17 protein-coding genes are annotated in these 21,851 nt (G+C 73.6%); 3 read left to right on the top strand and 14 right to left on the bottom strand.

All coding sequences use genetic code 11. The annotated features are described in order from the left end of the window. Positions 1–9: 9 nt before the first annotated feature. The 6 genes from IE265_RS13730 to IE265_RS13705 form a co-directional block, all read right to left on the bottom strand. Entirely contained in the window at positions 10–1,536 is a 1,527-nt protein-coding gene (locus IE265_RS13730) for a glycosyltransferase 87 family protein (protein ID WP_359313191.1), read from the bottom strand. Beyond that, positions 1,533–2,939: a polyprenol phosphomannose-dependent alpha 1,6 mannosyltransferase MptB gene (mptB, locus tag IE265_RS13725; protein WP_190035796.1), complete on the bottom strand. Its 1,407-nt coding sequence runs from the start codon at positions 2,937–2,939 to the stop codon at positions 1,533–1,535. The genes IE265_RS13730 and mptB overlap by 4 nt, the downstream gene beginning before the upstream one ends. A 124-nt stretch (positions 2,940–3,063) precedes the next feature. After that, positions 3,064–3,996, bottom strand: a complete 933-nt coding sequence (locus IE265_RS13720) for a glutaminase (protein WP_190035795.1) — start codon at positions 3,994–3,996, stop codon at positions 3,064–3,066. Positions 3,997–4,183: 187 nt separating this feature from the next. Further along, on the bottom strand, positions 4,184–5,230 hold the full coding sequence (locus IE265_RS13715; RefSeq protein WP_190035794.1) for an asparaginase: 1,047 nt from the start codon (positions 5,228–5,230) through the stop codon (positions 4,184–4,186). Continuing rightward, complete coding sequence (locus tag IE265_RS13710) at positions 5,227–5,436, bottom strand: hypothetical protein (protein WP_190035793.1); 210 nt, start codon at positions 5,434–5,436, stop codon at positions 5,227–5,229. The genes IE265_RS13715 and IE265_RS13710 overlap by 4 nt, the downstream gene beginning before the upstream one ends. Next, on the bottom strand, positions 5,433–6,176 hold the full coding sequence (locus IE265_RS13705) for a FadR/GntR family transcriptional regulator (protein ID WP_190035792.1): 744 nt from the start codon (positions 6,174–6,176) through the stop codon (positions 5,433–5,435). The genes IE265_RS13710 and IE265_RS13705 overlap by 4 nt, the downstream gene beginning before the upstream one ends. Before the next feature lie 89 nt (positions 6,177–6,265). Here IE265_RS13705 and IE265_RS13700 point away from each other — a divergent pair, with 89 nt between their 5' ends. Beyond that, the gene (locus tag IE265_RS13700) at positions 6,266–6,496 is read left to right on the top strand and encodes a hypothetical protein (RefSeq protein ID WP_190035791.1); all 231 of its coding nucleotides are present in this window, start codon (positions 6,266–6,268) and stop codon (positions 6,494–6,496) included. Further along, entirely contained in the window at positions 6,483–8,432 is a 1,950-nt protein-coding gene (locus tag IE265_RS13695; RefSeq protein ID WP_190035790.1) for an aKG-HExxH-type peptide beta-hydroxylase, read from the top strand. The genes IE265_RS13700 and IE265_RS13695 overlap by 14 nt, the downstream gene beginning before the upstream one ends. Here the strand turns inward: IE265_RS13695 and fxsT are convergent. The 7 genes from fxsT to IE265_RS13660 all read right to left on the bottom strand — a co-directional run bounded on the left by fxsT (position 8,337) and on the right by IE265_RS13660 (position 18,032). Beyond that, positions 8,337–12,704: an FxSxx-COOH system tetratricopeptide repeat protein gene (gene fxsT, locus IE265_RS13690; protein ID WP_268255794.1), complete on the bottom strand. Its 4,368-nt coding sequence runs from the start codon at positions 12,702–12,704 to the stop codon at positions 8,337–8,339. The two genes, IE265_RS13695 and fxsT, sit on opposite strands and share 96 nt — an antisense overlap. A 50-nt stretch (positions 12,705–12,754) precedes the next feature. After that, the gene (locus IE265_RS13685) at positions 12,755–13,891 is read right to left on the bottom strand and encodes an AAA family ATPase (RefSeq protein ID WP_190035788.1); all 1,137 of its coding nucleotides are present in this window, start codon (positions 13,889–13,891) and stop codon (positions 12,755–12,757) included. Then, positions 13,888–15,396: a VMAP-C domain-containing protein gene (locus tag IE265_RS13680; RefSeq protein ID WP_229916171.1), complete on the bottom strand. Its 1,509-nt coding sequence runs from the start codon at positions 15,394–15,396 to the stop codon at positions 13,888–13,890. Before IE265_RS13680 ends, IE265_RS13685 begins: the two co-directional genes overlap by 4 nt. Further along, positions 15,393–16,391 carry an effector-associated domain 2-containing protein gene (locus IE265_RS13675; RefSeq protein ID WP_190035787.1) on the bottom strand — a complete coding sequence of 333 codons (999 nt, stop codon included), beginning with the start codon at positions 16,389–16,391 and terminating at the stop codon, positions 15,393–15,395. The genes IE265_RS13680 and IE265_RS13675 overlap by 4 nt, the downstream gene beginning before the upstream one ends. 264 nt (positions 16,392–16,655) lie before the next feature. Beyond that, a complete protein-coding gene (gene crcB, locus IE265_RS13670) occupies positions 16,656–17,030 on the bottom strand; it encodes a fluoride efflux transporter CrcB (protein ID WP_190035786.1) in 375 nt (124 codons plus the stop codon). Beyond that, positions 17,027–17,587 (bottom strand): FluC/FEX family fluoride channel, encoded by a 561-nt coding sequence (locus IE265_RS13665; protein WP_190035785.1) that lies wholly within the window; start codon positions 17,585–17,587, stop codon positions 17,027–17,029. The genes crcB and IE265_RS13665 overlap by 4 nt, the downstream gene beginning before the upstream one ends. A gap of 49 nt (positions 17,588–17,636) precedes the next feature. Beyond that, positions 17,637–18,032, bottom strand: a complete 396-nt coding sequence (locus IE265_RS13660; RefSeq protein ID WP_190035784.1) for a nuclear transport factor 2 family protein — start codon at positions 18,030–18,032, stop codon at positions 17,637–17,639. A gap of 148 nt (positions 18,033–18,180) precedes the next feature. On the opposite strand from IE265_RS13660, the gene IE265_RS13655 reads away from it, so the two are divergent. Continuing rightward, entirely contained in the window at positions 18,181–19,701 is a 1,521-nt protein-coding gene (locus IE265_RS13655) for an AMP-binding protein (RefSeq protein WP_190035783.1), read from the top strand. Positions 19,702–20,008: 307 nt separating this feature from the next. On the opposite strand, the gene IE265_RS13650 is transcribed toward IE265_RS13655, so the two are convergent. Next, positions 20,009–21,577: a glycoside hydrolase family 53 protein gene (locus tag IE265_RS13650; RefSeq protein ID WP_190035782.1), complete on the bottom strand. Its 1,569-nt coding sequence runs from the start codon at positions 21,575–21,577 to the stop codon at positions 20,009–20,011. Positions 21,578–21,851 lie beyond the last annotated feature (274 nt).

The raw sequence follows: 21,851 nt of genomic DNA, 5'->3' as shown, positions 1-21,851 counted from the left end.
TTACGCCGTCTACGAGGAGGCGCGCTCGCTCCTCGACTGGGGCTTCGAGGCCGCCGGGCGGGTCGATCCGGTGGGATCGCTCCTGCCGCCGCGTCCGGTGGCCCAGGCCGGACCGGCGGCGCAGTCCGCCGGAACCGGGTCCGCGTCCGCGGCTGCCTCCGCGGCCACGTCGGCGTCCGAGGCCGCGGGACCCGCCGCGGAGTCGGCCGGGGCCACGGCCACCGGCGCGGCCGCCTCCGCCCGCCCCGGGGCCTCCGCGTACTCCGGGGCCTCCGTGGCGTCCGGGGGTCCCGACTCCTCCGTCGGCCGGCCGGGACGGGCGGGCCTGATCGCGGGCGCGGCCGTGCTGGGCGCGGGCGCCGTGGCCCTGGTGATCCGTCTGCGGGTGGGCCGGATCGCCCGCGACTGACCGACGGGCAGTCCGGCCAGCAGGCCGAGGGTGATCCAGACGTACGCGTTGGAGCCGACGAGACCGGCGGGGCCCGAGGCGTCGTCGGTCCACAGCCACACCACACTGCTGCACAGCAGCACGTACAGGACACCGGCGAGCCGCAGCAGCCGCCTGCGCCGCAACCCGCTCTCGACCAGGATCGCCAGTGACGGCAGCAGCCAGACCAGGTGGTGCACCCAGGTGATCGGGCTGACCAGGCAGGCGGCGAGTCCGGTGAGCGCGAAGGCGCCGAGGAGGTCGTCCCCGGCCAGGGCCCGGCGCACCCGCCGCACCCACAGGGCGAGGACGGCCAGCGCCGCCAGCGCCCAGGCCGCACGGCTCGGCACGCCGGGTTCGGCGAGACGCGCCAGGACGCCCTGGAGCGACTGGTTGGAGACGTAGGAGAGGCGGCCGACTCGGGTCGTGTCCCAGACGGCCTCGGTCCAGTAGAAGCGCGAGGCGTCCGGGGCCGCCCGGGCGGCGAGCGCGGTGGCCGCGAGGGCGACACCCGCCGCCGTCGCGGCCGCCCTGCGGCGACCGGCGAGCAGCAGCAGGACGACGAAGATCGCCGGAGTGAGCTTGATCGCGGCGGCCAGCCCGATGCCGGTCCCCGCCCACCGGCGTTCCCGGCCCGCGGCGAGCGGCACGGCGTCGCCGAGGACGAGCGCCAGCAGCACGAGGTTGACCTGGCCGAAGCTGAACGTGTCCCGGACGGGTTCGAGGAGGGCCAGCAGGCAGACCGTCACCGCGACGCCGTACCAGCCGTGGGCGCGGACCCGGTCGGGCAGCAGGGCGCGCAGGACCGAGGCGGTCGCCGCGAGGTTGACCAGCAGGCCCACGGCGACGGCCGCGTGCAGGCCGAGCAGCGCCATCGGCAGCATGGCCACCGCCGCGAACGGCGGGTACGTGAATCCGTACGCCGTGCCCGGCACCCGGTAGTCGTACAGACGTCCGCCGTGGTGGACCCAGGCGTCGACGGCCCCGTGGTACACCCGCAGGTCGAACCAGCCCCGCAGCAGGGGCACGGTCGCGGTGAAGACGGCCACGGCCGTCGCGAGGACGAGCACGGACAGCAGCCGGCCGCGGCCGGTGCGCGGCGCCCTCACGCCGTCCGTCCCGGGGCCGGCACGACCGCGCGGCGGTGGGCCCGCCGGAGCACGATGAGCGCCGTAGCCCCGCCCGCCACCGCGAGCGCCAGTTGCCCCGCCTCCGGCGGGCTCCCGCTGGGCAGGGCGCCCAGCGCGAGGACGGCCGCAGCCGCGGCGACCCGGCGGCGCACGGAGGCGCTGGGCGCGGCCGCCGCGATCAGGAACAGCCCCCACAGCGCGTACCAGGGACGTACGGCGGGACCGAGTACGGCGACCGCCGCCAGGGTGAGGCCCAGCGCGTAGACCGGGCTCGGCCGCGGGCGCCGCAGCCAGATGACGGCTGTGGCGACGGCGGTGGCGGCGAGGCCGAGCGCGTGCCACACGGTCGGCGCGGAGGGCGCGAGATCGCTGCCCAGGGCCTCCAGGAGGGTTCCGGTGGCACGGCCGAGGAGACTGGTCGGCGACCAGTTGTGCGGGGAGACCGGAGTTCTCAGCGCTCCGATCCAGCCGTACCCGGTGCCGGCCGCCGCGGTCGCGGCGACGGTCGTGGCGAGTGCGGCCGCCGCGGTCGTCACGACCGCCCCGACCGTGCCGCGGCGGTCGCGCGTCTGGAGCGCCACGACGGCCGCGAGGCCCAGCAGGGCCGGGACCTTGACGAGGGCTGCGAGCGTGACGAGCACGGCACCGAGCACGGGCCACCGGCCGAGGGCGGCCACCAGGCCCGCTCCCAGCAGGCCGAGCATGACGGCGTCGTTGTGGGCACCGGCCACGAGGTGCAGCAGTACGAGCGGGTTGAGGGCGCCCAGCCACACCGCGGCGGACGGGTCGGCGCCGCTGTGCCGAGCCAGCCTCGGCAGCGCGGCGGCCATCAGCGCCACGCCGAGCAGGGCCACGGCCCTCATCCCGTACAGCCCGGCGGGCACGTCGCCCCGCGTCAGCCCGGACAGCGCGGACGCGACGGCGAGGAACACGGGACCGTACGGGGTCGCGGTCCGCCGCCACACCGGCGCCACCTCGTCGGCGAGCGGCCCGCCGAGCATCGCGGGCCCGTGCGTGTACACGTCGATGTGCGCGTCGACCATCGCGCCCTGCGCCAGATAGCTGTAGACGTCCCTGCTGAACAGGGGCGGCGCGAGGGTGAGGGGCGCGGCCCAGACGGCCAGGACGACCAGCAGGGCGCGGGGTCCCGGCGGCTCGGGGCCACGCACCACCCGCCCGAGCAGCACCCAGGCGCTGATGAGCAGCACCATCCCGAAGTACACGCCGGCCAGGCCGAGCGCGGCCCGCCCGGACGCGAGGGACGGCAGTTCGCGGACCGGCAGCGCCCCGGCCGTCCCGCCACCGACCGCGAGAACGGCCGAGCCCACGAGCCCGAGCAGCCGGCACCGGCGCAGATCGACGGGGAATCCCTTGGCCACCACCGGGTCAGCGTGTCAACGGGGAGTGGCCGGAAGGCGACGCGCGTCCCTCCGGGCGGCGGCCTCGGCGTGTCCGCCGTCCGACCGGGCCTCCTGTTGTCCGGACACGTCCGGCGGGCGGGCCCGCTCAGAACACCGACAGGCCCGTCAGGGTCGTGAAGCGGTCCAGGGCCGCGACGCCCGCCACCGAGTTGCCCCGCTGGTCGAGGCCCGGGCTCCAGACGCAGAGGGTGCAGCGGCCGGGCACGACGGCGATGATGCCGCCGCCCACGCCGCTCTTGCCCGGCAGGCCCACGCGGTACGCGAAGTCGCCGGCCGCGTCGTAGGTTCCGCAGGTCAGCATGACCGCGTTGACCTGCTTGGCCTGGCTGCGGGTGAGCAGGCGGCTGCCGTCCGCGCGGACGCCGTGCCTGGCCAGGAAGCCGGCGGCGAGGGCGAGGTCGGCGCAGGACGCCTCGATGGCGCACTGCCGGAAGTACTGGTCGAGCAGCACCGGGACCGGGTTGTCGATGTTGCCGTAGGAGGCCATGAAGTGGCCGAGGGCGGCGTTGCGGTCGCCGTTGGCCGTCTCGGACGCGGCCACGCCCTCGTCGGCGGCGAGCCCGTCGTTGCCGCTCTCCGCGCGCAGGAAGTCGAGCAGGGTGCCCGCCGCGTCGCCCGTACGGGTGTGCAGGCGGTCCGTCACCACGAGGGCACCCGCGTTGATGAACGGGTTGCGCGGGATGCCGTTCTCGTACTCCAGCTGCACCAGCGAGTTGAACGGGTTGCCTGAGGGTTCCCGGCCCACGTGCTCCCACAGTTCGTCGGCCTCGCGAGCCAGGTCCAGGGCGAGGGTGAAGACCTTGGTGATGGACTGCGTGGAGAACGGCTGCCGCCAGTCCCCGACGCCGTACACCGTGCCGTCCAACTCGGCGACGGCCATGCCGAAACGGCGCGGGTCGCAGGCCGCGAGGGCAGGGATGTAGTCGGCGGGGCGGCCTCGCCCGGGGGTGCTCTCGATCTCGGCCGCGATGCGTTCGAGGACCGGCTGGAACGTAAGGGGCGACGACATGATCACCATTCTCCCGCCCCACCCCCACAACAGCGCGCGACAAGCCCCCTTTCAGGGGCACGGGGAACTGCGCGACCAGCCGTCGACGACCGGCACCGGGCATCCGCCCGGGCAACCCACCCCCCAGGGGCGCGGGGAACTGCGCGGAACCCCCACCCCCGCCACGCCGCACCCGACAAGACAGCCCCCCAACCCCCTATCCCGCAACCCCCACCACTCGATCCGTCAACGGATCGAGTGCCGGTACGGCACGCACACCCCCCACCACCACCCCGCCCCCGAGCAACGGCGCCCCCGAGAACTCGGCGAGCGCCGCCGGGTCGACACCGACACGGGCGAGAGCCGCCGCGGCGACGGGGACACGCGCCCGGTCGGACCCGTCCGCTATCTTCACGGCGACCGCCCGGCCGTCCGGCAGCGCCGCCATCTGGACACCCTCGAAGCCGTCCTTGGCGAGCAGCCCCGGCACGGCCCGCATCAGCGCGGCCACGTCACGGCCGGAGCCGGACACCATCTCGGCGTGCTCACGCATCGCGTCGGCCACATGCGCCTCGGGGGTGCCGGGCGGAGCCGTCACGATCCGGGCGGCGGCACGGGCGAGTCCGTGCAGGGACACGGAGAACAGCGGGGCGCCGCAGCCGTCCACGGTGACCCGGGCGACCCTCTGCCCGGTCAGGGTCTCGACGGTCTCCGCGACGGCCCGCTGGAGCGGATGCTCCGGGTCGAGGTAGTCGTCGAGCGACCACCCGTTGAGACGGGCCGTCCACAGCATCGCCGCGTGCTTGCCGGAGCAGTTCTGCGCGAGCCTGGACGGCGGCCGGCCCGCACGGATCCAGTCCTCCCGGACGACGGGGTCGTACGGCAGGTCCGCGATGTTGCCCAGGTGGTCCTCGGTGAGGCCCGCCAGCTCCAGGAGGCGCCGGGTGCCCGCGAGGTGCCGCTCCTCGCCGGAGTGGCTGGCGGCGGTCAGCGCGAGCAGTTCGCCCCTGAGCGGCAGGCCGGCCCTCAGCAGCGCGACGGCCTGCAGCGGCTTGAGCGCCGAACGCGGGTAGAAGGCCGCCTCGATGTCGCCGATCTGCAGTTCCACGGTTCCGTCGGCGGCCAGGACGACCACCGATCCGTAGTGGACGCCTTCAACGACGCCGCCGCGGACGAGCCGGGCGACGGGCGCGTGCAGGGGTTCCCGGACGGAGGGGGCCGCCGCGAGCGGCCTGCCGTACCCGGCCGTGGCCCGGGCGCTCACGCCGCCGCCCCGTTCCCGGACACGGGCGCGATCCGGCCGCGTACGCCGTACCGGCCGGCCGTCGCGGCTGCCGCGCGGGGCCACGGACGTACGTGGTCGGGGTGGGCGGGCACGACGTGCCGGTGCCCTGAGGGCCGGCCGCACGCGTCTCCGGCGGAGAGGCCGCGGTCCGGCCCCGTCCGCTCGTCGAAGGACTGCTCGCTCACGCCTGGGGTCCGCCTTTCATGGGGGTGTCCGCGGAAGCCGCGCGCTCGGAGCGCACGATCGCGGTGAGGGTGGTGCCGACACGGTCGAGGTGGTGTGTCATGGCCTCGATGGCGTCGTGTTCGCTGCCGTCGACGAGTGCCTCGACGATGGCGCGGTGCTCCCGGTCGGACTGCTCGCGGCGGCCGCCGAGTTCGTTGAGGAACGCGGACTGCCGGGCCAGCGCGTCGCGGATCTCCTCGATCACCCGGCGGAAGACCGGGTTCTGAGCGGCCTGCGCGACCGCGAGATGGAAGAGCGTGTCCATGGCCACCCAGGCGATGGTGTCGCTCTCGCGCTCCATCCGGTCCAGGAGGCGGGCCAGGTGGTCGAGGTCCTCGGGGGTGCGGCGCACGGCGGCGTAGCCCGCGACGGGGATCTCCACGTGCCGCCGGACCTCCATGAGGTCGCTGGCCGTGTAGTCGCCGAAGGTGGGGTCCTCGACGGGGCCGTTCGACACGACGAAGGTGCCCCTGCCGGTCCGGGACACCGTGAGTCCCATGGTCTGCAGGGCGCGCAGGGCCTCGCGCAGCACGGGCCGGCTGACTTCGAGGCGCCGGCACAGCTCCGCCTCGGAGGGCAGCTTGTCCCCCACGGCGTACTCACCGCCCTCGATGGCGGCACGGAGGTGCCCGAGCACGGCTTCCATCGCACTGACCCGCCTCGGCACGGGCACAGCTGTCTGGCTGTCTGACAGGTTCACGGGTGTGATCCTGCGGGGGACGGGGAGGTGCTGTCAAGGCGGTCATGCGGGTCTTCCCGGGAGAGCCGCCTTCGTCCACCATGGAAGACATGGCGGACACGGCGGAAAACACAGGAACCCTCCAGTCGGACCTCATCGACCTGTCGGGCATCCCCCTGGACGAACTCGGTTCGGTGCGCCTCCTGCCGACGGCCCTCGCCGCGCTGAACCATCGGCTGGCCGGCGGCTCGGCGCCCCTGTGCGAGAGCGGCATGGCCGCACTGTGCGGAACGACCCCCGCCGTCCCGGCCGGTGCGATCGTGACAGTTGACCGACGCTGAGCCGTTCAGGCTGCCGCCGCGGATGTTCACGGCGGTCGCCACCGGCGATGTGAGCGAGGGCGATCTCGCTCTTCTGCGCTCGGCCCAACGCAGCCGGCTGCTGCTGGCCCTGATGGCGATCCGCGGCACGGCCCGGCAACCGGACGAGGGCGGACCCCGGGGCACGCACGCGCCGACGCGGCCCTCGACGGCATGGGACGTGCTCGCGCACGCCCAGCGCTCCCGCCCGTCGACCGTGGAGGACGTCCTCGCCGACCCGGCGGTCGGCGCCTGGGCCTTCCAACTCCTGCGGCGCCTGGAGCACGGGGCCGCGGCCGCACCCGGGGACGCCCCGCTCTGGGCGGGTGCCACGCTGCTCGGCGCTCTCGCGGGTGCGGCCGCCCTGCGGGCGGGCATCCGTGCCACGCTCCGCATCCCCGCCGGGGCGGGCCGGCTGTGGCTGCCGTCGCTGGGGCTGAGCGGCTCCGTGAGCCGGGGGACCTGGGCGGTGGTCACCCTGGAGTGCGGCCCCCGGGGCGCCGCGGTGTTCGGCGACAGCGGGTCGATCCGTCTGCCCGGGGACCTCGCACGCCCGGCGGACGGCTGGTTCCCGCTCCCCACGATCGACCGGCAGAGCCCCACCGGCCCCGCACCCCTCGCACTCGACCACCTCAGCCCCTACCGCGACTTCCGCGCGGTGAAGGATCCGACGCGGCTGACGGCCCCCGTCCTGGAGCGCTGGCGCTCGCTCCTCCGGGAGGCCGACGCGCTCCTGCGCTCCGGCCACCCGGCGGCGCACCGCCTCGTCACCGGCACAGTACGGACGGTCGTACCGGTCGACGGGCCGAGCGAGCTGCGTGCGGTCAGCGCCACCGCCCCGGACTCCTACGGCGCGGTCACCATGTCGCTGCCCCTGGACGCCGAGGCCATGGCCGCCGCCCTGATCCACGAGGCACGGCACCAGCTCCTCAGCGCGCTGGCCGAGCTGACACCCCTGCACATCCCCTCCCGCGAGGGCCCTCAGCCCGTGTACTTCGCGCCCTGGCGTGCCGACCCGCGCCCGTTGCGGGGACTGCTGTTCGGGGCGCACGCCTTCGCCGGGGTCACCTCGTTCTGGCACGCGCTGCAGGCCCGGGACCGGGAGCGCGCGGAGTTCGAGTTCGCGCTCCACCGCCGGCAGTTGCGTACGGCCCTCGCCGCTCTCGGGACGGCCACGGGCCTGACCCGAGCCGGCGGCCTGGTCGTCGAGGGCCTGACGCGGGAGGCCCGCCGCCTCGCGCGGGAGCCCGCGAGCGGGCGCGCCGGGCGCGCGGCGGACCTGTGCTGCCAGGACCTCGGAGCGCTCTGGAGGGCGGCGCACCTAGAGGTGGACGCCGAGGCCGCGGCGGAGCTGGCGGCCGCCCTGCTGGCCGGCCACCCGCCCCCGCTCACGCTTCCCGCGGCACAATTACGGACCCATCGCACCGGCACGCCCCGGACGTCCGGGGCGGAACAGGCCCGACTGTGGCTGGCCCGGCTGCGTTTCACCGATCCCGCAGCCTTCGACCGCGCGTGCGCCGCGATCGCCGACGGGGCCCCGCACCCGTTCGGGATCAGGGACGCGACGGTCGCCGACACCCGGCTGACGGCGGGTGAACCCGAGGCGGCGCTCGACGAGTACCGCCGCCTGCCGGCCTCCCCCGCCTCCTTGGTCGGAATCGGCCTCGCGGCGAAGGCGGACGGGGTCTCGATGCTGGTCGAGCGCCCCGAACTCGTCCTGGCGCTGCAGGCCGCGCTCACCCGGCTCGGCGCGCCCGCCGCCGGGCCCGAGGAGCTGGCGGCCTGGCTCGGCTCGCGCTCCACGGCCCCGGACGGTGCGCCGTCAGACGCTGAGCAGATCGATGTCGCAGTTGGCCCGGACTCCGTTGGCGGCGTCCAGCGTGGCCTGGTGGTCGGGACCCAGCACCAGGCGGAATGACGCGAGCGCCCTGTCGTAGAGCTCCTTGGCCTCGGCGGTCTCCCCCAGCGCCTTCAGGTCGTACGAGAGGTTGAGCATGATGGCCAGCGTCGCGGGGTGCTCCCCGCCGCGGGTCTCCACGCTGTGCACCAGCAGTTCCCGGTCCAGGTCCCGGGCCCCTTGCAGCTCCCCCATGGCGAACAGGTCGCTGGCGAGGTTCGTGCGGGCCAGGATCGTGCGCGGGTGGTTCGCGCTGAGGACGCGGCTGAGGCCGTTCACAGCCGCCTCGTCGAGCGCGTGGGACTCCTCGATCTGCCCCAGCAGACGCAGGGTGACCGCGAGGTTCGTGGCGGTGGCGTAGGCGTGCGGGTGCTCCTCGCCGAGCAGGTCGCGGCAGTGCAGCATCGTCTGCCGGCCGAGGTCCGCGGCAGCGCCCAGGTCGCCCGTCTGCCGCAGGTCGGTCGCGTGGTTCAGCGCGGCGCGCACCGTGTCCAGGGACTTCTCGCCGCGCTGGCGCCGCAGCAGGTCGAGGACCTTGGAGGAGAGTTCCAGCGCGCCGGTGTGGTCACTGACCTTGCGGCGCGTCACGGAGAGTTCGCGCACGACCCAGATCGTGAGGGAGTGCTCCTCGCCGAGCATCCGCAGCGTGCGCTTCCACAGCTCCTCCTGGCCGTCCAGCGCGCTACGGAACTGCCCCAGCTCCTGCAGGTCGATGTAGACGGAGTGCAGGGTGTTCAGGGTCTGCAGATGATCGTCGCCGATCACCTCGACCCGCCGTTCGTACGTGTCGACGTCCATCCGGTGGGCCTCTTCGAAGTTGCCCGCCAGACGAAGGCTCACGGCGTAGTTGTGGGCCGCCTGCAGGGTGCCCGGGTCGTCCGCCCCCTGCTCCCTGAGCGTCGTCTCGTAGGCCCGCTGGTCCAGCTCGCGGGCCCGGTAGAAGTCGCCGCGCAGGCGCAGCAGGATCGCGAGGACACTCAGCGCGCGCTGCGTCGCCTCGTCTCGCTCGCCGAGCACTTGGCGGCAGCGCTCGACCAGTTCGGACTGGAGCTCGTAGGCGTCGGTGTAGCGGTTGAGCCAGCGCAGCGCCTCGGCGCGCACCTGGTCCGCGGCGATGACGTGCTCGTGCTCGTGGCCGAGTTTGCGGCGCCAGACGCCGGCCGCCTCCTCCGCGGCGTCCAGCGCGGCGCCGTAGTCGCTGCGGGCCAGCAGGAACTTGGCCTCGTTCAGTACGAGTTCACGGGCCCAGGGGTCCTCGCACTCCACCATCCCGGAGGCCCGCACATGGGGCAGCAGCGCCGAGTAGCGGGGCCATTCCGAGGAGCGCTGCGGGTTGCGCGGGTCCGCGTGCGCGAGGATCTGGTGCGCGGTGTGCCGCATCTCGCCGCGCTCCATGCCGTTCATCTGCTCGATGAGTACACGCTGCACGAGGCGGTGGACCTGGATGGTCGACTTGCGGTGGTCGATGCGCGCGAGTGCGTACCTGCCGATCTCCCGCACGGCGCGTGCCAGTTTGATCGGATCGTCGAGCGCCGCTCGCAGGGCCGGCGGGGCGTCGACGCCCCGCACCGCCGAGAAGAAGTCCCAGTCCACCGGCTCGGGCGCGAAGTAGGCGCACACCTGGAGCAACTGCAGAGCCGCCGGATGGTCCTCGCGCAGACGGTCCAGCGAGACGTTCCAGGCGGCGGCGACCGGGAGGTCGTAGTCCGCGGGCGGGTCGACCTGGAGCAGTTCCGCGTACTTCGTCTCGAAGAGATCGAGGTACTGGTGTACCGGCATTCCCGTCTCGGCGAGCCACACCGCGGCCTGCTCGACGGCGAGCGGCAGGTCGCCGAGCGAGTCGGCCAGCCGGCTGGCGGCGTCCTCGGGAATCTGCGGACTGCGTCGCTTGATGAGCGCGACGCTCTCCTCACGTGCAAACACATCGACCTCTAGTGAATTGGCCAAGCTCGACCACTGGGAATTGCGAGAAGTCACCAGCACTCGCCCCGGGCCGTCGTTGGGGAAGAACTGCCTTACTTCCTGTGGGTTCTCCGCGTTGTCGAACACCAGGAGCCAATTCGAGTAGGGTTCGCCGACCCGTAAGGCTTCCAGGACCGCGGGTACGGCGCTTCGGTCGGCACCGGCCCGCAGGCCCATCTGTTCCCCGAGTTCAATCAGGGACTGCACGATCAGGTTGGTCTGTTCGGATGGAATCCACCAAATCAAGCGGTAGTCCCGGCTCCGCCTGTATACATGCTCGATGGCGATCTGCGACTTACCGACGCCGCCCATCCCGTGCAGGGCTTCCGGGAGAACCGCCGTCACCCCGTCGGTCAAACGCCTGTTCAATTGTTCGAGGAGGTCCTCGCGACCGGTGAAATTACGATTCCGCTGCGGGACGCTGCCCCACAACCGCGGCGGCGGTTCCGTACGCGCGACGGATGGAACGGACTGCGACGCGGTGGACACGGAACCTCCTGGGGCTTCCTGCAATGAGGGCGACTCCTGCCGGTGAGGCACGGGGAGCGATGACGGCGGTGACGGTGGCGAGTCGCCAACCGTAGTAGAATAGTAACCCTGTGTCACATTGACTGGTGAAGGCGGCTCTCCAGCCTCGTGGAGCAGCCTTTTCAGCCGGGTGGCACGGGTCAGATAGGGGCCGGACAGGGCACAGAGGGCGGTGTGCAGGGGGCGCACGAACGGCCTGGTGCGATCGGTGACCGGGGGGTCGACCGCATCGACGCGCCACTGCAGAAGAGCATCGCCTCCCGCCATCGACGTGGCCAGTCGGGGGCCGAGGTGCGCCGAGACCTGGCGGAGCACGTCCATGGTCTCCCCGCGGGTGCCGAGCCCCAGCAGTTCCTCCCGCACGCCCGCGCCGAAGTCGAACGACACCTGCTGGGCGTCCTCGGCGTCGATTCGGCTGTCCGTGCGCCGCACCAGGCCGAACAGCAGGATCTCCGCGAGATTCCACGCCTCCGCCCCGGGCATCGAACGCTGGATCAACCGCATCACCGGCAGGTTCAGAGGGGCGGCCGCCAGCCTGCGGGCCAGGGTGAAGGCGGCCGGCGACGCCTTTGCCGTGAAGCGCCGTACCGCCTCGCGGGCCCGGCCGGGAGGCGGCCCGGGAACGGCTCCCGGGGCGTTCCGTGCCGCGAGGTCGCCGCGCGGGCCGGTGAGCAGCACGGCGAGTTCATGGGTGCCGCCGGCCGCGGCCACGAGCCGGGCCCAGCGGTGCAGGGACCCCGGACCCAGCTCCAGGAGCGGCACCGGCACCGCTTCGGCCAACCGCGGGGCGGCCGTACCGTCGGGGGTGTCTAGCCCTTCCCCCGGACCACTCGTTCGCAGCAACCCGAGCGACCCGTTCGGCAGGGCCGGGTGCGGGGCGGCCAGTCGCGCCCGGACCGCGCTGGGGAGGGTGAACTCCCACACCTCCTGGGGCATCAGGCTCAGCACGGCGGTCGGCGACTTCCGGGCGACACCGCAGAGGAACGCGGCCGCGTCGCCGTTGCGCCAGGCCTTGGCGAACCCGTCAGTGAGCACCAGGACCACGTCGTCGGGCCCGTAGGCCCCAGTCACGGGGCGTCCGCCGCGCCTGCGCACCGCGGTCCCGGCGGCGGCGACGTCGAGCCGCACGGTCCTGATGCTCCGGAAGGCCGCCGTGTTCTCCATCAGGCCCCGTACGTCACGGACCGTGTCGCTCCACAGTTCCATCGACGGGCTCGCGTCGACCACCAGGACCAGGCCGAGACGGCGTTCGTCCGAAGGCCCGTGGACCGGCAGCCACAGGTCCTCGGCCGCGGCGCGTTCGGCGGTGGCCTCCTCGTCGAGCACCGGGGCGTCCGCGGCCGGCCTGCGCAGCCGCATCGGCCGCAGCGCGTGCCCGAGGGCGAGTCCGCCACCCGGCAGGTGTGCGGACCGGGACGGCCGCGCCCCCGCCGCGTCCGTTTCGTTGAAGGGTTCGGGTTCGAACGGCTCCCAGGGGCCGTCGGCCCCGGTGGCCCACTCCGCGCCGGAGGCCGGGCCGTCCGGCCCCGGTGTCCGCTCCGGTCCCGCGGCTGTCTGGCCGGGGGCCTCGGGCGTCCCGGCAACCCCTGCCGCCGGTCGTGTCCCGTCCTCGTGGGCGCGGTCCCGGCCCGGCGCGGGCGCGTCCCCCGGCGGCCCGGACGCCTCGCGGCCGGCGGCCGGCCTGTCGGGTGCGCCCGGTCCGCCGCGCGCCGGCGGACCAGCCGGCCTCCGGGGCGCCGGCGGCCGCCAGTCGCGGTACGGCGCCGCGGCGTGCCGGCACGCCGCGAGGTACACGGCGTCCATCAACTCGAGGCGGGACAGCCCGGGTCGGGGCTCCCCGTCGGGGCCGCCGGTCATCCCTGCCTCACACCGGGCACGGTTCCGTCGAGCCGGTGCCAGGCCGCCTCGACCAGCCGCTGCAACTCCCCGTCCTCCCCCTGGCCCCGATGCGACGTCGCCAGGTGCACGGAGTTGAGGAGCTGGTCGATCGCGAGGCCGCCCTGCCCGCGGCTGCGCTCCAGGAACCGGGTGATCAGGGGACCGAGGAACTCCTCGTCCACGTCCTCCCCGAAGTGGGCGGTCAGCATGCCCGCGAGGTCGTCCTCACCGGGGTCCGGCATGTTCAGGAGCAGGCACCTGCGCAGGAAGGCGGGCGGGAACTCGCGCTCGCTGTTGGAGGTCATCACAATGACGGGGAAGGCCCGGCAGCTCACGACTCCCCCGGAGATCTCCGCCTCGCCGTCGGGGTCGTCCGTCATCACTCGGACGAGGGGGTGCCTGCGCCTGGCTCGCCTCAACTCCGGGATCGTGTACGACCCTTCCTCGAAGACGCTGAGCAGGTCGTTGGCCAGATCGAGGTCGCTCTTGTCCAACTCGTCGATCAGAAGCACGCGCGGTTCGCCGTGCGGGAGCAGGGCCGTTCCGAGCGGCCCCAGTTGTATGTAGTCGCCGACGCCCGGCGGGCCCGCGGGAGCGTCGTCGCCGGGGGTGGAGTCACCGGCTGCCGCGCGCAGGGCCGCCGTGTCCTGCACCCTGCCTATCGCGTCGTACTCGTAGAGGCCGCGCTGCAGCGTCGTCCGGCTGGTGATGTGCCAGCGCAGGACACGGCCGAGCCGTAACTCCCGGCTGATCCGGTAGGCGAGACTGGACTTGCCCGTTCCGGGACGTCCGCTCACCAGGAGAGGCCGGCGCAGCAGGAGCGACGCGTTCACCATGTCCGCCTCGCTCCGGGCGAACTCCGAGGTGTAGCCCGCGGGGCGGTACGTGCCGAGCCTGCGGTCGGTCTCCGCCGCGTCGTGCGGGGGCGCGCCGACCAGTGGTCCGCCGTGGAACGCCCGCCAGGGCGGGGGCGGCGGAAGGAGCTCGCCCAGGGTGGTGTCGCGCAGGGGTTCGCCGGTGCCCCGGTAGATCCACCATCGGGGCCGTGCGCCGTCGGAGGCGGCCGGGAGTTCCGGGGGTTGCCGTACGGGGGCGTCGTCAGGAAGCGTCACAGACCCTCCTCCACGGCCGTCGAGGCGACGGAGGCAGTGCCCGCGGGCGCGACGGGCAACCGGTCCGGATCGTCCCACAGCAGAGCGACATGGCGGCCGACAACAGTTTCCGTTTCAGAATCGCGGTCACTGGACGCTATGCGCAACGCTTTGACGACACCAGGTAGTCCGCGGGGATCGTGAAGGTCCAGCAGTGCGCGCAACGCGGTGCGGAAAGCCGGGTCGGAGTGCCCTCTGCGGTCCCACAGCACGACGGGCACCCCGGCACGCAGCGCCTCTCCCAGCTCGTCCGAACCTTCGTGCGCCCCGCCTTCGCGTCGTGAGCCCCCGGGAGCACCGCTGAGCACGACCACCGCGGGCGGTGGCTCGGAGAGCAGATGGGACCGGCCGTCCTCGGGGAACCAGTGGACCCGGCCGGCCCGGCCCTCCGTGAACGCCCTCCACCGGCTGCCCCAACGGCCGTGCAGGTCCCGGCGGTCGTGACGGTCCGAGCTGCGTACGACAACGTGGTGATCCTCCCCCAGCACCCCACCCACTCCTTGGAAAGAAGTCTTGCGCCATCGTTCCACGTGGAGATCAAGCAACAGGCTGGGAAGCACAAATTCAAGGGCCAGGTCCGTCCTGAGGTAGGCCCACTCGCTCTCGGCCCGGTGGATCAACTCCCGTACCGCGCCCTCCGCGTGACGCAGGTCGATCCGCCGGTCGGCGCCGCGCTGCTGGTCACCGGGGTGCGCGCGCCACCAGTGCGAGAGCAGGGCCCCTCGGTCGTGGTCCGCGTCGAGCAGCGGGCGCAGCCGGATGACGAGGTAACTGGGCGGGCTCCACACATCGGTTCGCCGCGGCGCCGCCGACTTCTCTGCCCCGGCACCGTCGTCGCGCGCCTCGGGCCGGTACGGATCGTGCGTGTCCGCCCAGTCCACCAGGCCGAAGTGCTGGTCGCCGTCGGCCACCAGGGCGAGCTGGCGCAGGAGTTGGAAGCAGGGCAGCGACTCGCCGGGACGGGCGTTCAGGGACGCGGCGTGCAGGAAGACGACCCAGGGCTCCGTGCAGTGGGCGGGCGCGGCAGGCCGGCTGCGGCCGTGCAGGAAGTCCGAGTACCAGCGCCGGAGATCGGGCACCTGTACGCCGTCGAGCAGTTCGAAGACCTCGTCCCACTCCTCGGCGGCGAAGAGGTCGACCTGCCACGCCGCGACCGCCGCCTTCAACCGCTGGATGCCTGGGGTGTTGCCCTCGCGCACCTCCAAATGGCGTACGAGCGGCGCGAGTCCGGCCGGACGGGCGCACAGCTCCTCCATGAGCTGGACGAGCAGCGCCCGCCTGGAGGTCGGTGCCGTGCTGTCGGCGGCCGCCCTGGCCCGCTGGCCCAGTCGGCGGACGATGTCCTGGACGGCGGCGAGGTCGGTGAGGCGGCCGGCGTTCTCGACCTCGTCGACGAGGTACCTCGGCAGTTCGCGGCCGACCGGTCCGCCCCGCACATCACCCATGAGGGCCCTGGCGTCCGTCATCGGGCCCCTCCCGCTGCCGCGTCGGCTCCGCAGCAGATGCCGGCCAGCACCCTCAGCGCCTCCTCGGCCGGTGCCGAGCCACCGCCGATCGCGCCCACCGCGACCCGCAGCGCGGCGCAGCCGCCTGGCTGGTCCGCGCACGCCTGCACGAGCGCCTGGAGCTGCTGCCGGGGCCAGGGATGGTCGGGAACGTTGCGCCGTACGGCGGGCGGAAGTTGGGCCCGGAGGAGCCGCCCGCTGTCGTGCGCGATCTGCGGCACGTCGAGCAGCGCCTCCGCCAGCGCGTAGGTCCCCTCGAGCGACGGCGGCGAACAGACCGCCCGCGCGGCAGGCGTCCGCAGGGCACCGGACAGCGGCGGCCAGACGCGTGCCGCGGCCTCCATGGGCAGCATCCAGGCGATCCTCGCCGTACGGTCCTTGGAAGCCGCGGTGACCAGGCCGATGACCCGGCGGGCCGCGGGGTCCCAGACGGCCGCTCCGCTGAAGCCGCGTTCGACGACGGCTCCGGTCGCGCGGACCCCGTCGAGCTGGACCCAGTCGGGGCAGGAGCCGCCGCGTCCCGTGAGGCGGGCGGTGGCGATGAGCCCCGCGGGCGCGCCGCGCGGGTAGCCGATCACGGCGACACGCCGTCCGTCGGGCGGCCCGCACTCGGCGACCGGAAGCGCGCCCGCGCCGGACGGCGGGGCGGGCCGGCCCTCAAGGGCGGCCAGCACGGCGAGGTCCGCGCAGTCCGCCGGCGCCGTGCCGGGTAGGAGGAGGTCCAGGGGAGGCGGCGGCGACCACACGCCGGGAACCGTGCGCACGGCGGCGGACCAGGAGCGCCCCGGCAGGTCGACGAGGAGTTGGCCCTGCGGGGCCCGCCCACCGGAGGCGCCGGTCCCGGAGCGCGCCAGGGCGGCGGCGACGACATGGGCGCAGGTCAGGACGTGCAGACCCGTGCCGGGCGGCGCCACCAGCACCCCGGCTCCGTACAGGACTCCGTCCTCGGACAGCACCCGCACTTGTCCCTGTTCCGGCCCCACAGTGATTCGCTCCCCCGAACGTCACGCGTGTGCCCCGCACCCGCTGCACCGGTCCGGCAGTGACGTACGACCGTCAACTCGGCGTCCGCCGGCACCCGTTGTGTACGAGGACTTACCCGATCACACCGGATCCCAACAGCCCCAGCCGCAAAAGTCCGGTCCCGGCCGGGCGCCGCCGACGTGCCCGCCGGCCCGGGTACGGGTCCCGGCCGGGCGGACCGCCATGCTCCGCCGCCGCTACCTCCAGAGCGCCTCGGCCACGGCCACCCCCACGTAGACGGCGCCCACGCCGGCGAACACGCAGGCCAGCGCGTTGGCCGCGGCGTGCAGCAGGTGGCCGCGCTCGACCAGCCGCATCGTCTCGTACGAGAAGGTGGAGTACGTGGTGAGGGCGCCGCACAGGCCGGTGCCGAGCAGCAGTCTCAGCTCCGGGGAGGCGGCGCCGGCGGCCGTCGCTCCGGCGAGGGTGCCGAGGATCAGCGAGCCGGAGACGTTCACCGTGAAGGTGCCCCAGGGGAAGTCCGTCGTGTGCCGGGACTGCACCGCGCGGTCGGTGAGATGGCGCAGGGCCGCGCCGATCGCGCCGCCGACGAGTACCCACACCCAGTTCACCGCGGCCCTCCTTCCGCGCCGCCCCGCCCAGGGGGGCCGCCGGACGGGCCCGGGGGGCTCGCGCCGCCACCCCGGTCCTCCTCGGCGGCGCGGCCGGGAGCCGCGAGCCGGCGTGTCGCCGCCGTGCCGAGCACGACCGCCACGAGCGCGGCGACCAGGGTGGCGGCGAGCGTGGCGAGGGCGGTGCCGGGGTGGCCCCCGTCGGCGAGGTCGCGGATGTCGAGCGCGTAGGTCGAGAAGGTGGTGAAGCCGCCGAGCACGCCGGTGCCGAGGAAGGGCCGGACCAGCCGGTGGGCCGTGCGCACCTCGGTGACCAGGACCATCAGGACGCCGATGGCGAAGCACCCGCCGACGTTGACCCAGAACGTGGTCCAGGGGAAACCGCCCGGGGGCGTGGGCCACAGCAGCGCGGCCCCGTACCGGGCCGCCGCGCCGAGCGCGCCGCCCAACGCCACCACGGCGACGACCGGCGCCTGCCCCTGCCGGACCGGGTGCGGCCGGACGGGCCCGTCGGGCCCGCCGGGTCCGTCCGCCGGTTCTGCGTGGGGGGCGCTCATGGGCGTACGTCTCCTGGTCGCGATGGGGGATCAGGCTAACCCCCGGTGATCAGGACGCGCCCGACGCCTCCTGCTCGATGCTCGCGAACCGGGCCGCCATCGCCGCCTGGAGCGCCTGGGCGCCGGACAGCGGACGCACCATCACCGTGAAGTCGTCGATGAGGCCGTCCTCGTCGAAGTGCAGGAAGTCGCAGCCCTGGACGGCGCGGTCCCCCACCCGCGCCTCGAAGACGAGCGCCAGGTCGCGACCGCCGGCGTCCGTGATCTCCCGCACGTACGTGAAGTCCTCGAACACGTGCAGCACGGCGCCCAGGATCGCGGCGGTGATCGGCTTCCCGGCGTAGGGCTTGAAGACCACCGGACTGGTGAACACGACGTCCTCGGCGAGCAGGTCCACGACGGCCGCGTGATCGCCGTCCTCGACCGCCTTGCGGAAGGGGTGCATCTTCCCACCTCATATTCAATATGTTGAATAGGTGCGTCGGACAGTACTCGGGCGCCCCGACATCCGCAACGCCTGGACGGGTGGCGAGGCCGGGGCAGGCGGGGTCGCCGGGGTAAGTAGGTAGGAACCACCGACCGGAGGTGCTGTCGTGTACTACCCGCTGACCGTCCGTGACTTCCTCGACCGCGCGGCCCACGTCTATCCCGACCGCGTAGCCGTCGTCGACGAGCCGCAGCAGCCGGGGCCGAGCCTCGGTGAACTCACCTATGGGCAGCTGGCCGGGCTGGCCCGGGCCCAGGCCGCCGCGCTCGACCGGCTCGACGTCCCGGTGGGCGGACGGGTCGCCGTGGTCTCGCAGAACTCGGCACGTCTGCTGACCTCGTTCTTCGGCGTCTCCGGCTGGGGACGCGTGCTGGTCCCGGTGAATTTCCGGCTCACTCCGCCGGAGATCGACTACATCGTCCGGCACTCGGGTGCCTCGGTGGTCTACGCGGACCCGTCCTGCGCCGGGGTCCTGGACACGCTGGACGTGAAGCACCGGTTCGTCCTCGGCGACGACGAGCAGCTGTTCCTGCCCGGCACCCCGCCGCGCGAGTGGTCCGCGCCGGACGAGTCGGCGACGGCCAGCATCAACTACACGTCCGGAACGACCGCCCGCCCCAAGGGAGTCCAGCTCACCCACCGCAATCTCTGGCTGAACGCGGCCGTGTTCGGTCTGCACACCACGATCAGCGACCGTGACGTCTATCTGCACACGCTGCCGATGTTCCACGCCAACGGCTGGGGCATGCCCTTCGGCGTCACCGGTGTCGGCGGCCGGCACATCGTGCTCCGCCAGGTCGACGGCGCCGAGATCCTGCGCCGTGTCGAGCGGCACGGCGTGACGCTGATGTGCGCGGCGCCCGCCGTCCTGAACGCCGTCCTGGACGCGGCGGCCGACTGGGACGGGGAGATCCCCGGCCGCGACCGGGTCCGCATCGTCTGCGCGGGCGCCCCGCCGCCGACCCGCACGATCGAACGGGTGATGGGCGAACTGGGCTGGGAGTTCATCCAGATCTACGGGCTCACCGAGACCTCGCCGCTGGTCACGGTGAACCGCGACCGCGCCGAGTGGGACGGTCTTGAGCCCACCGAGCGCGCCCGGCGGCTCGGCCGGGCCGGGGTGCCCGCGCTCGGCGTACGGGTGGACGTGGACGCGGACGGCGAGGTGCTCACCGCGTCGAACCACAACCTGGACGGCTACTGGGACCAGCCTCAGGAGACGGCGAAGGCGCAGGCGGGCGGATGGTTCCACACCGGGGACGGCGGCTATCTGGACGACGAGGGGTACCTGGTCATCTCCGACCGCAAGAAGGACGTCATCATCTCGGGCGGCGAGAACGTCTCCTCGATCGAGGTGGAGGACGTGATCACCTCGCACCCGGCGGTGCGCGAGGTCGCGGTCATCGGGATTCCGGACGCCAAGTGGGGGGAGCTGGTGACGGCCCTGGTGGTCGCGGACGGATCGGGGGTCACCGCCGAGGAGTTGATCGCACACTGCCGGACGCGGCTCGCGGGCTTCAAGACACCCAAGCGGGTCGACTTCGTGGAGTCGCTGCCGCGCACGGCGACCGGCAAACTACAGAAGTTCAAGCTGCGCGAGACGTTCCGGTCCGACGACGAGGACTGACCGCGCCGCCCCTCGACCGCTCAGGGCTGCGGTGCCCCCGTCCCCGGGAGCACGGAGGCACCGCAGCCCGCAGCCCGTAGCCCCGAAGTCCCGGTGCGCGGCGACCCGGAGCGCGGGACCCCGCCCCGCGAAGTCCCCGTACGCGAGGCCCCCGGAGCCCCGAAGTCCCCGTACGCGAGGGCCCGGAGCGTGGGGGCTCCCGCGCACCGGGACCGGGCGCCCGCCCGTCGGTGATCCCCCGTGACGGCGGGCCGGGCCGCCCGCGGAAGCCGCTCCGTGGACGGCCCGCGTGCCGAAGGTCAGCCCGTCACCTGCGGCCGAACAGCGCCATGGCGGGGAGAGCCCTGGAGTCGTAGCCGAACAGCGCCTGGTTCTCCCAGCCGTTGCCCGTCGAGGGGTCGGCCGGGTCCCAGCCGTTGCCGGCGACGGCTGTCCAGGTGGACTCCCAGTAGAAGACGCCGAGACCGCGGCCGTTCGGGACGGCCTCCACGATGTTCATCACGTCCCGCAGCCAGGCCGACTGGCCGGCCGTCGTGGCCGGGTACCCGGCCACCAGCTCACTGCTCAGGTCGATGATGTTCTCGTGCGAGTCCTTGCTGTCGAGACGGAAGGGGTACGCCGTCTCGGCGAGGTACACGGGCTTGCCGTAGCGCACGGCCGCGTCGTCCAGGGTCGTCTGGAAGTCGGCGAGCGAGCCGTGCCAGTAGCCGTAGAAGGACAGGCCGATGACGTCGAACCTCACACCGTTCGCCACCGCGCTGTCGAACCACCAGCGGGTGCCCGCCAGGTCGCCGCCCTTCGCGAGGTGCAGCGCCACGCTCGTCGAGGAACTGACCGCCTTGGCGGCGTTGTAGCCCGAGTTGAGCAGGCCCGCGAGCTGTGACCAGTTCGCGGTGGAGCCCTCGGACCAGAGCATGCCGCCGTTGATCTCGTTGCCGACCTGCACCATGTCGGCCGTGGTGCCCTGCGCCTTCAGCGCGTTGAGGACGTCGTACGTGTGGTTGTACACGTCGGTCCGCAACTGGCTGTACGAGTGCCCGGACCAGGCCGCCGGCTTGGCCTGGGCGCCCGGGTCGGCCCAGGTGTCGGAGTAGTGGAAGTCGACCAGTAGCTTCATGCCCTGCGCCTTGACGCGTTTGGCGGTGGCGAGGACGCGCGCCTTGTTGTTGTAGCCGTCCGCGGGGTTCACCCACACCTTGAGGCGGGCGTAGTTCTGTCCCGCGGACCTGAGGATGGCGAGCGCGTCGCCGGACGTGCCCGAGCTGTTCCTGTACACACCGCCGAGAGCCTCGCTCTTGGCGAGCGACGACACGTCGGACCCCTTGACGGGCAGGCCCGCAGTGCCGGGCGCGAAGGTCAGGTCGTCGACGTTGATCCAGTTTCCGGCCCTGGCGTCGGAGTTGACGCTGATCGTGCACTGGTTCGCGGTCACGGTCACGGGCACCACGATCCGGATCCAGCCGCTCGTGGAGACCGGCAGGTCCGTGCGCTGTTCCGCGCCGCCGCAGTTCTTCAGCGCGAGGTGGGCGGAGTTCTGGCCGCCTCCCGAACGCACCCAGGCGGTCAGCTTGTAGGAGCCGTTGGCGAGTCCCGAGAGGTACTGGTAGGTCTCCACCTTGTAGGCGGAGGCCGAGTAGTGCGTCAGGCGGTGGCTCCCGCCGTGGCCGCCCGGTTCCGTGAAGGAGGCCCCGTTCTGGCCGCCCGCGGAGTAGGTCGACCAGCCGGCCGGGGTGGCCGTGCCGGTGCCGTCCGCCTCGAAGCCGCCGTTGGTGAGCGTGGCGGCGGCGTGCGCGGGGGCGGCGGGGAGCGTGGTCAGTGCCAGGCCCGCGAAGAGCGGTGTCAGCAGGCCCCTGAGGGTGCGTCTCGCGTGGAACATCGTCGTCCCTTCGACGAAGGCGGGGGGACTGGTGTGGGGCGGTACCGCGCCCTGTGGCACGGACACGGCACCACCGGCCCCGGCCGGATGTCCCCCCGGAATCCGGCCGGTGTCTGTGGGGGTTGTACGGCCGTCGTCCCGCACGGCCTCGGAGCAGCCGTCGTCTGCGACGGCTTCGGAGCGTTCGTCCCTTCGCGCCGCCTCGGAGCGTTCGTCCCTGCCGCGGCTTCGGAGCGACCGTCGTGTGCACGGCCTGGGAGCTTCGTCATGTCGC

The sequence above is a fragment of the Streptomyces fructofermentans genome (assembly GCF_014651055.1).
In the GTDB taxonomy this organism is placed as follows: Bacteria; Actinomycetota; Actinomycetes; order Streptomycetales; family Streptomycetaceae; genus Streptomyces; species Streptomyces fructofermentans.
Note: the sequence above shows the minus strand (reverse complement) of the source record. Positions and strands in the feature narration are given on the sequence as shown.

What these genes read in the sequence shown, in the direction of transcription:
- IE265_RS13720 (WP_190035795.1), bottom strand. Translation starts at nt 3,996, where the DNA reads ATGGTGATCATGTCGTCGCCCCTTACGTTCCAGCCGGTCCTCGAACGC.
- IE265_RS13700 (WP_190035791.1), top strand. Translation starts at nt 6,266, where the DNA reads ATGGCGGACACGGCGGAAAACACAGGAACCCTCCAGTCGGACCTCATC.
- fxsT (WP_268255794.1), bottom strand. Translation starts at nt 12,704, where the DNA reads ATGGACGCCGTGTACCTCGCGGCGTGCCGGCACGCCGCGGCGCCGTAC.
- IE265_RS13680 (WP_229916171.1), bottom strand. Translation starts at nt 15,396, where the DNA reads ATGACGGACGCCAGGGCCCTCATGGGTGATGTGCGGGGCGGACCGGTC.
- IE265_RS13665 (WP_190035785.1), bottom strand. Translation starts at nt 17,587, where the DNA reads ATGAGCGCCCCCCACGCAGAACCGGCGGACGGACCCGGCGGGCCCGAC.
- IE265_RS13660 (WP_190035784.1), bottom strand. Translation starts at nt 18,032, where the DNA reads ATGCACCCCTTCCGCAAGGCGGTCGAGGACGGCGATCACGCGGCCGTC.
- IE265_RS13650 (WP_190035782.1), bottom strand. Translation starts at nt 21,577, where the DNA reads ATGTTCCACGCGAGACGCACCCTCAGGGGCCTGCTGACACCGCTCTTC.